The organism is Mesorhizobium sp. M7A.F.Ca.CA.004.06.1.1 (assembly GCF_003999135.1).
Lineage (GTDB): Bacteria > Pseudomonadota > Alphaproteobacteria > Rhizobiales > Rhizobiaceae > Mesorhizobium.
In genome coordinates this window covers 1-1,875 of record NZ_RZPQ01000957.1, presented here as the reverse complement: position 1 = coordinate 1,875, position 1,875 = coordinate 1, and the positions used below count along the sequence as shown (strand labels likewise).

3 protein-coding genes are annotated in these 1,875 nt (G+C 60.1%); 1 reads left to right on the top strand and 2 read right to left on the bottom strand.

What is annotated here, in order from left to right; translation table 11 throughout:
* Positions 1-546: AraC family ligand binding domain-containing protein (locus EN906_RS32640; protein ID WP_127375703.1), on the bottom strand; the 546-nt coding region annotated here is incomplete at its 3' end.
* Between the two features lie 112 nt (positions 547-658).
* Here EN906_RS32640 and EN906_RS32635 point away from each other — a divergent pair.
* Complete coding sequence (locus EN906_RS32635) at positions 659-1,549, top strand: NAD-dependent epimerase/dehydratase family protein (RefSeq protein WP_127267603.1); 891 nt, start codon at positions 659-661, stop codon at positions 1,547-1,549.
* 113 nt (positions 1,550-1,662) lie between these two features.
* Here the strand turns inward: EN906_RS32635 and EN906_RS32630 are convergent.
* On the bottom strand, positions 1,663-1,875 hold a 213-nt coding region (locus tag EN906_RS32630), incomplete at its 5' end, for a M23 family metallopeptidase (protein WP_164777547.1).

The window sequence follows — 1,875 nt, the reverse complement described above, 5'->3', positions numbered from 1 at the left end:
GTGCAAGCCAGCTTCGATATGCTCCAACACTCGCTTGAGCTGGGCATCTGACAACCGGTTTGTTCGCTCGACATCGGAATTCTCAAGACCGAGCAGCCTCACCGCCAGAGCGGCGCCAATGCTGTCGGCAAACAAAGATCCACTCGGTGAGTTTGCGCCGAGATCGCTCTCGAGTGCACGGGCGAGATGTTGGATGCGCTGATCACGAAGCAGATGACGTGTGTCGAGCGGCAACGCGCGCGCCTTGCCACCTAGCTCAGCCGCCACCCTTTCCATCAGGGCTGGTTGTAACGCGATCTCGATCGTGTCGAACGGGGTTTCGGTCTCGAAGCCGCCCTCTTGGCCAGCGGGCACCAGGTCAATATCGCCAGCGCGCCTCACGAAATATCGACCAACCTCATTGCAGTAGGAACGCGTCGCCGCGCTTGCATGCACCATGATGCGATGATGGGCCGCCCTGGAGAGACGATGGACGCCCGCTTCGATATGCCAGAAGGCCATTGTGACGTCGGGCGGAAATCGGGCCGGAACAGACTGCGAATGCATGCTCTCTCGCTTCCTGGCAAAACCTGTCCAAGAATTGGCAATTCCCGCGCGATTTTCAATGCCGGGGACATGTACCTACGCCTCTCCATCGAGCTTGGACGAGAGGTTAGCCATGAGTTTTTATGTAGTTGTCGGAGCAGGCCCGGTCGGGCACGAGACCGCGCGCCTTCTGGGCGAAGAAGGACATGACGTCGTTCTCACGAGCCGGAGTGTCGGCTCAAACGCGTTGCGGAACGTCCGGGCGGTGCAGGCCGATGCCACCGATGCCGTTGAACTGGCGCGTATCTGCCGAAACGCCGACGCCATTTTCATGTGTGCCATGGCCGCCTATCACCGGTGGCCGACCGACTTCTTCCCAATCATCGACGGCACCGTGCGTGCCGCGGAAGCGGTCGGCGCGAAGCTTGTGGTTCTCGGAAACCTCTATGGCTATGGGAAACATGCCGATAGCCCGCTTCACTCCGACCTGTCTCTGGATCCGACTTCGAAGAAAGGGACCGCCCGCACGATCATGTGGCAGCGGGCGGTCCGTGCGGACGTGCCGGCAGTCGAAGTGCGGTCCAGCGATTATCTTGGACATGGCGCGATCAGCTCTTTCTCACTGGTCGCGCTGCCCTCCATAATCGAGGGGAAGCCGACTGCTTTCATTGGAAACCTCGACGCGACTCATGCCTGGTCCTTCACGAAGGACGTGGCCAGGACGCTGGTCGCCGCTTCCCGCTACACGGGCAAATGGCGACGGGCGTTCCATGTTCCATCGCAACACGCCTCACCCCGGGAACTCATCCTGACGACGGCGGCAATGCTTCACCGTGAAATTCCAGAAACACGTTCCTATTCCATCCCCGAAATGGAAGCATTGGGCATGCATGAACTCATCGAGATGAGCTATCTCTTCGACAATCCCTTGCTGGTCGATTCCTCCGACGCGGAGACGCTTCTCGGAATCAAGGCCAGCGGCCTTGACGTCATGATCGCCGACACTCTGCGTGATCATCTTTGAAGCTTGAAGACTGGCGCGTCGCGTTGAAACTGAAAAAGCCCGCTCCTTTCGGAACGGGCTGAGCCGGCGGGCCGGACTGGAGGTCAGACGGCCCGCAAATTGCTTTTTTTCTTCTATTCGAGGTAACCCGAGGGATCGACCGGGGCCGAGTTCTTGCGCACTTCGAAGTGCAGCTTCGGCGAGTCCGTCGTGCCGCTCATGCCCGACAGCGCGATTTCCTGGCCGCGCTTGACCTTCTGGCCGCGCTGCACCTCGATCGAGCTGGCGTGGCCGTAGACGGTGACCAGGCCATTCTCGTGGCGCACCAGCACCGTGTTGCCGAATTC